Below are 7397 nucleotides of genomic sequence, written 5' to 3' on the forward strand. Positions count from 1 at the left end.
GGTTCACCTCAACGGCACTGATTATGCGATCGAAGATGCAGCCGACATACCGGCAGGACTGGAAGGTTATGTGAGCGTAGCGCTGGAACTGAACATGATCAATGCCTACTTTACTTCCACGCAGGGACCTTATGACCTGCAGCCGGTGCTGCATGCCACCTTCAAACCTTTGCAGGATGTAACCCGTGCTGACTTCGCTGTGATCATCAGCCGTACCCACAGTTTGTGGAATGCCGGCACGCAGCCACTGACTGCATCAAGTACGTCTAACCTGGCCGTTTCGCCGGAAGGCAGACTGGTGAGCTACCCGAATCCATTCTCTGAATCGACTACGATCCGCTATGCGGTAGAGCAGGAGGGCCCGGTAAAAGTGGAGGTGTACGACATCCTGGGTAAGAAAGTGCGCACGCTGGTATCAGAAAGCCAGGCAGCCGGTAACCACAGCGTCGACTTCAGAGCAGAAAACCTGCCGGCAGGTACCTACATTTACCGTGTAGCGGCTGGTAGCCAGGTATACTCCAACAAAATGCTGCTGACAAAATAAACTGATCAGGCATCAGCCAAAGCAAAAGCCCTCCTGCAAAGGAGGGCTTTTTTTATGGAGGTTCAGGTGCTGTTCAGGCTACGCCTTTTCCAGAATTGGCCTGCTTTTCTGGGAGATGTTCAGGTGTGCCAGGATCAGGTCGTATACCTCTGTTGCCTGTATGGAAGCAGGAAGCTGTGTGTGCTTGCTTTTAGTGAATAGTACGGGCCATTCGCTTTTTTCTTCCGGTATGCGGCCATGCGAACCTTTGACCAGTGTGGCATCCAGTGGAATGATGTCCATCAGGGTGCGGAAGCCCAGTTTCTTTTTGAGCAGCTTGCCTACCACCAGGGGCATCAGGAATTTGATCTTCGGGTCGGCAAATAGCTCTACCGGATCGTAGCCCGGTTTTTTGTGAATGTCAACCATGCGGGCATAGTCCGGGGCCCGCTTGTCGTCGAGCCAGAAGTAGTAGGTGAACCAGGAGTTCTTATCCGCTACAGCCACCAGGTCACCGCAGCGTTCGTGGGCCAGGCCATACTTGTTCCGTTCTTCGCCTTCCAGAACTTCTTCCACACCGGGTGTCTGAGCGATGAGTTGCTTCACCTCCTGCAGCTTCGATTTGTCTTTCACGTAGATGTGCGCCACCTGGTGATCTGCTACGGCAAAAGCCTGGCTTATGCCGGCATCCAGCAGCTCTGTTCCGCGCTCTTCCCGTACGGCAATGTAGCCTTTCTCCCGCAGCACCCGGTTCAGGTGTACCGGGTTGTTTACCTCCGTTATCCCGTATTCCGACAACACGATCACTTCGGCGCCTTTGGCTTCATAGAAGCGGATCAGGTCGGCACAAATGCTGTCAATTTCCTGCAGGTCCTGCGCAACACGCGGGTTGTTGGGGCCCAGGCGTTGCAGGTTGTAGTCGAGGTGCGGCAGGTAAATAAGCGTGAGCGTTGGGTTGTAGAGGTCGTCCGTGATCTTGGAGGCATCTGCGATCCATTTGGTTGATTTGATGGATGTTTTCGGGCCCCAGTAGCTGAACAAGGGAAAGGTGCCCAGTTGCTGCTGCAGGGTATCGCGCAGGTCAGCCGGCTGGGTATAGCAGTCGGGTAGCTTGCGGCCATCGGCCAGGTATTGGGGGCGGGGCGTGAGGGCATAGTCGACAGAAGAGTACATGTTGTACCACCAGCCCATGTTGGCGCAGGTGAAGGTGGGATCTGCTGCCTTGGCGGCTTCCCATACCTTGGCAACCTGCACCAGCTTATTCGACTGACGCCAGAATTTTACCTCGCATTCCTCCTCAAAGTACCAGCCGTTGCCGACGATGCCATGGGCCTGGGGCAGCTGGCCGGTGAGGTAAGTAGCCTGGACAGAACAGGTAACGGCCGGCACTACCGGTTGTATGGTGGCGCCCTGTGCTTGGGCAGTCCATTCGGCTAAGAAAGGAGTATGCTTACCGATGAGGGACTGCGTGAGTCCGACTACGTCCAGTACGACTGTTTTCTGCATCTTGCTTGTTGTTTATAGTTTCGATTACCCACTCCAGCTCCCGCTGAATGGATTCCGGCAGGTCTTTCTTCATCCCTTCCGGCAATACATCCCAGGTATAGGTTTCTACTTCCAGGTGATCGGTGATGTGCTCCTTCTGCAGCAGCGACAGTACGGCCTCGATATCATCCTGGGTGGAACGGAGCTTGCCGTAGCTGTCCGTGAAAAGGGGTACATGGAAATGCGTGCGCCACTCCCGGGCCTTGTGCTGCAGGATGTGCTGCAGCGCCAACGGCAGGTCAGTATAATGGGTGAGCGTTTTGTTGCGGTTGCGTTGCACGACCTGGTGCAGGTACGTCGATTCAGCAAAAGGCGCCAGCTCTTCGGCAAGGGCTTTGCGCGCGGTCTCGCTTTCGGGCAGGAGTACTTTCAGCGCAGCGCTCAGCTGTATCTTGCCGATCCGGATGCCGGCTGCTTTCAGCCTGGCAAACGTGGTCGAAGGCCTTTCATAGGCCAGCGCAAAGTGGCATACGTCGTAGCAGAGCCGGATGTGCTGCAGAATAGCTTCTACCGCCTCCTCCTCCGATATACCGGTATCCTCTGCCAGTTTCTCACTGCCGGCAGGCAGCAGCCAGTTTTCGTAATAATCGATCACTTCCTCGCTGTTTTCCAGCAGGCCATCGGGTTCCGGTTCTATGTCGATGTGAATGATCTTGCCGGTCTTCTCTTTTATCTTCAGCAACTCTTCTACCAGGTAGGTGAGGTGGTCGGTGGAGGTGCTGTATACCTGCTCAAGCTCGTCCTGCTTATCGGCATACCAGGGTTTGTAGGATAAGGGGGAAGTAGAGATGCCGCCTTCCATACCTTCGGGTAGCAATGCCGCCAGAATATGTGCCAGACGTTTCGTATAGGCCACCCGGTCGCAGGTTGTCCAGTCCGGCTGGTGCACCGCATCCTTGACCACCTGGTGGTGGAATCCACCGTAAGGGAAGCCGTTCATGGTAAAGACATAGAAGCCGTTGTCCTCCAGCCATTGCCGGAAGCCAGCCAGTTTGGTACCTTCCATCAGTTCACGGCTGGCCACATCGGAGAGGCGAAGGCCGATGCCAAACGGTTTGTCCGGCGACAATTTTATTTTCAGGCCGGGCAGGTATTTGAGGAGGCTTTTAAAAACCTCTTCCCAGGTTTCACCCGGGTGGATGTTGGTACAATAGGTTAAGTGATGTCCGTCAGATAGTAACATAGTTCATTGTTCTCACAGGTAACAGCTGCCACAAATAAGTAAATAAAGTATGGGTGCTGGGTATAGCGTACGGAGGTAGCAGGTATCAGGTGGTCACGATCAGCTTCCGGGGTTGCGGATGCCACTCCTTCAGCATTTCGACGGCCTGTGTCATGAGGGCATGATCGATCTGGTGCACCTCCACGCCGTTTCCGATCCTGTCGAGCAGCATGATGGTCAGTTCGCCTCCCAGGTGCTCCCGGAACTCGGTCAGCCCCCGCAAGATCTGCAGTTCTCCGTCCGGTTCAGTGGCCGAAAGCGCAGGTATATATAGCGCGAAACCCAGGTCCTGCAGCAGGGAGAGCACATCGTCGCGTTCTGCCTGGTTCAGCATACCTGTCAGCGCGGAGTAGGTGACATCCAAGGCTATGCCGATGGCAACCGCTTCGCCGTGGCGCAGCTCGTAATTCGTGATCTGCTCCAGCTTATGTGCAGCCCAATGCCCGAAGTCCAGCGGGCGCGAAGAACCGGTTTCGAACGGGTCGCGGCCGCCTATGTGCTCCATGTGCATTTCGGCGCAACGGAAGATCTGGTCCTGCATGGCCACCATGTCACGGGCTGCCAGCTTGCCGGCATTTTGTTTGAGAGAGGTATAGAAAGCGGCATCTTTGATCAGGGCAACTTTCACGGCTTCTGAAATACCGGAGCGCCAGTCTCTGTCCTGGAGCGTAAGCAGGAAATGGCTGTCGTTGATGACGGCAAAAGGCGGGGCAAAAGTGCCCAGGAAGTTCTTTTTGTTGAAAGAGTTGATGCCATTCTTCACACCAACGCCTGAATCATTCTGCGCCAGCACGGTCGTCGGGATACGGACGTGGCGTATGCCGCGGTGTGCGATGGCGGCAGCAAAGCCTGCCAGGTCCAGCACGGCGCCGCCTCCAATGGCGATCAGGTAGGAGTGGCGGCAAACGCCGAAGGTATGCACGGCCTCCACCAATTGGTTAAGCAGGGCCGGGTTGTTCTTGGCTTCCTCGCCACCGGGTACAATCACCGGTTCGGCCACGGACCGGATCGCTTCCGGGTAGTGCGCTGCATACGCTGCTATGTCGCGGACGAGCTGAGGGTGAGCCTCTGCCACGCCGCTATCAATTACGAAGAGTACTTTTCTGGGGCCAGTACTGCCATCCTGCTGCAGCACATGGAGCAGCGTCCGGTTTTCAAGCCTGAAAAGACCTTCGGTGAAATGAACCCCATAGGTGAACTGTACCTGAATTGCTTGTTGAATTGTTCTCATAAACGAATAGGGGTAATCTTCTTAACTAGCATCTGCATGCAAACTATAGACTTTATTCTATACTATTTCTGTTATCTTATGTTACAGCAAAGCTCCTGGCTATGTATACGGAGACAGGAAGCAGCAGGAGCACCAACAGGCCATACTCCCAGCCGGCAAAGCCAGCCGCCAGGCTGGCATTCATCACGATCAGGGCCAGTACACCGGCTTTCACCGCTTTGATGACAAGCCGGGGTTCTTTGGTGGGCATGGCTTTGAATAAGGGCGGAAAGATCAGGTAGCCGAAAAGCAGCAGGAACGGGATGCTGTAGAGCACGTTGAACTGCGGCAGCAGCGCCAGGCTGATGATGGCCAGGATCACCAGCGCATACAGCAGCACAGCCCCTTTCAAGGCCTGGATGTTCCCGCCGTGCACTTCCCCGCGGCTCACCATCGTGATGGCCGCGATGTAGACGATCGGGATCAGGGCCAGGTACCAGAACTGCTCCACAGCCGCCGGCACCGCACTCATACCCAGCAGCAGGTTGCCGCCCCGGCAACTGCCCATGTTGATGGGTCCCAGTACCGGGTGATGTTTTCCTTTCCAGTCATACACCAGGGCGCAGACCGCCACCGCCAAAGCCAGAAGGGCGCTGAGCAAAGACACCTGCCAGGCCGCCACGATACCTCCGGCCAGCAGGACACCTCCCAGAAGGGAAGCACCGCCTACCGTGGCACGACCGCTGGGGATCGGGCGTTCCGGCCGCTCCACGCGGTCCAGGTCTGCATCGAATACGTCGTTGAACACCACGCCACCCCCATACAGGCCGATGGTGGACAGGATGAGCCAGAACAAGGGAGAAAATTCTGAGACGGAAAAGGTGCCGCTCTCCCAAATGGCCAGGGAGAGCAGCGCACCGGAGGCTGCGTAGCCCATCATAATATCGGCAATGGCAGTAACGATATTAGCAGGGCGCATCAGCCTTAAGTAGGCACCAATTCGTGTCATTATTTAACGATGATATCGGTCAGGTCGGAGCCCGTAGACGCGTCGCCCACTACGGGTGTCTGTCCGCCGCGCAGCACGGAGTTGTCCGAGAACTTGGCCGTCTGGTCTACCTTCATCGGCTCCAGCCAGTCCGATTCTTTTATTTGGCCGCTTTGTCCGAAGGCTGTCAGCGCATTCTGGTAACACACCATCCGTACGTCTTCCTGGCTTATACCTCGTTGCAGCATCAGGGCAGCTGTTTTAGGAACAGAAAGCGGGTCACTGATGCCCCAATCGGCAGCACTGTTGATCATGATGCGCTCGGTGCCGTACTGTTTCACGATCTCCGCCATGCGCTCATTGCCCATCTTGGAATTCGGGTAGATGGTAAAAGCAGCCCAGAAACCTCTGTCGAGCGTGTCTTTCACGGTTTCTTCGTTGTTGTGGTCCACGATCACCATACCCGGATCAATGCCGTGTTCGATGCACACTTCCATGCTGCGGATGGTGCCGGCCTTCTTATCGCGGTGCGGCGTGTGGATCTGCACGGGCATGTTCACTTCTTTGGCCAGTTCCAGTTGCAGGCGGTAGTACTTGTCCTCGGCGGCCGTCTGGTCATCGTAGCCGATCTCGCCTATACCTACCACACCCTCCTTGTACACGAACAAAGGCAGCAGTTCCATGACCTGTTCGGCCAGTTCCTCGTTGTTGGCTTCTTTGGAGTTGAGGCCGATGGTGCAGTAGTGGCGGATGCCGAACTGGCTGGCCCGGAATCTTTCCCAGCCCACCAGGCTGCTGTAGTAATCTTTGAAAGAGCCCACTTCGGTGCGTGGCTGGCCCAGCCAGAAAGCCGGTTCTATGATGGCCACTATACCTGCCTGGCGCATACGCGCATAGTCATCGGTGGTGCGCGAGGTCATGTGGATATGCGGATCGATGAACATCATGTTATTCGTATTCATGTGATGGGGTTTAAGGAGTCGTCTTATTAGTTCTGTATGAGGGCTTTGTTGCCGATCAGGTTCCAGTTCAGCTCACCGGTTTCTACCTGTTTCTTCAAGTCAGGATAATTCTCCAGCAGTTCTCTGGCTGGTAAATAACTGCCTTGCGCGCATGCCAGGGCAGCAGCCTGGTGCTGTAAAACATCCGGGTGGGCAAACAGCTTTTTGATGTCTTCGATAATTCGCTCATCTATAAAAGGACCAACCGGGCGCCAGAGTTCTGGGGTGACAGAGCGTCCTGCCGCCCAACGCTCGTGCGCGTAGTCGGAGAGGATACGGGCCAGTGTGGGATTGCTGCGTTTTTCCAGGTCGTAAATGCGGTAGAGCGGCTTGCCTACAAACACGGTTTTCAGCACCATTTGATTCCAGGCTCCTTCTTCAAAATAGTCGGCAGGGTAGGGGTTGTCCAGGGCAATGGCTTCGAAGACGTTGCCCATGTTGGTGCGTACGCCTTCTGCTGCCTGTTTTACAAAAGCATGCGGGTATGGTAGCAGGTGCAGACTGGCGTACAGGGCCACCAGTTCGCCCATATCAGCGGTGTTGAAGAGCCTGAAAAGCTTGCTGGCTAAGACTTTTTCATCGTCATGCGGCAGGGCGAGCAGCAGCAAGGTCCGGGCTGCCTGGTCTACTGTCCAGCGTGACGGATCAAAGCCGGGGCGCAACCTCTCCGCTTCCAGCAGATCGGACTCCTCTACTTTCAATAGGTTTTTGCCCGTAAAACGGGGAGCTGAAGAAAAAGCCAGGTATAGGTCCTTGTCGGCAGCATTACCCGAGAGCAGTTCGAGTTTCTGCGTAAGCCAGTCCAGCGCTTCCGGGGAAATGCTCTTCCGTAAAATGCTAAGCAGGAAATCTGTGGTTTCGTTCAGGTTGACCTGGTATTTCATCTCGTCCGGGTTATTTACGGGTAT

The 7397-nt window shown here is 55.5% G+C and carries 7 protein-coding genes; 1 reads left to right on the forward strand and 6 read right to left on the reverse strand.

Annotation, left to right across the window (positions count from 1 at the left end; genetic code table 11):
- Positions 1 to 544, forward strand: a 544-nt coding sequence (locus tag OB13_RS07900) for a T9SS type A sorting domain-containing protein (protein ID WP_461489615.1), incomplete at its 5' end; no start/stop codon positions are given.
- Positions 545 to 622: 78 nt separating this feature from the next.
- On the opposite strand, the gene OB13_RS07905 is transcribed toward OB13_RS07900, so the two are convergent.
- From OB13_RS07905 to OB13_RS07930, 6 genes are all read right to left on the reverse strand, one after another.
- A complete protein-coding gene (locus OB13_RS07905) occupies positions 623 to 2029 on the reverse strand; it encodes an alkaline phosphatase family protein (protein WP_461489616.1) in 1407 nt (468 codons plus the stop codon).
- Positions 1974 to 3251, reverse strand: coding sequence for a metabolite traffic protein EboE (gene eboE, locus OB13_RS07910; RefSeq protein WP_461489617.1), 1278 nt, complete (start codon positions 3249 to 3251; stop codon positions 1974 to 1976). The genes OB13_RS07905 and eboE overlap by 56 nt, the downstream gene beginning before the upstream one ends.
- Positions 3252 to 3336: 85 nt before the next feature.
- Positions 3337 to 4521 carry a 3-dehydroquinate synthase gene (locus OB13_RS07915; protein ID WP_461489618.1) on the reverse strand — a complete coding sequence of 395 codons (1185 nt, stop codon included), beginning with the start codon at positions 4519 to 4521 and terminating at the stop codon, positions 3337 to 3339.
- A gap of 76 nt (positions 4522 to 4597) precedes the next feature.
- Positions 4598 to 5509, reverse strand: coding sequence for a UbiA-like protein EboC (eboC, locus tag OB13_RS07920; protein WP_461489619.1), 912 nt, complete (start codon positions 5507 to 5509; stop codon positions 4598 to 4600).
- The gene (locus OB13_RS07925; protein ID WP_461489620.1) at positions 5509 to 6450 is read right to left on the reverse strand and encodes a TatD family hydrolase; all 942 of its coding nucleotides are present in this window, start codon (positions 6448 to 6450) and stop codon (positions 5509 to 5511) included. Before OB13_RS07925 ends, eboC begins: the two co-directional genes overlap by 1 nt.
- Positions 6451 to 6476: 26 nt before the next feature.
- Positions 6477 to 7397 (reverse strand): EboA domain-containing protein (locus tag OB13_RS07930; RefSeq protein WP_461489621.1); only part of this gene is annotated, 921 nt, incomplete at its 5' end.

This window comes from Pontibacter sp. HJ8 (genome assembly GCF_054824225.1).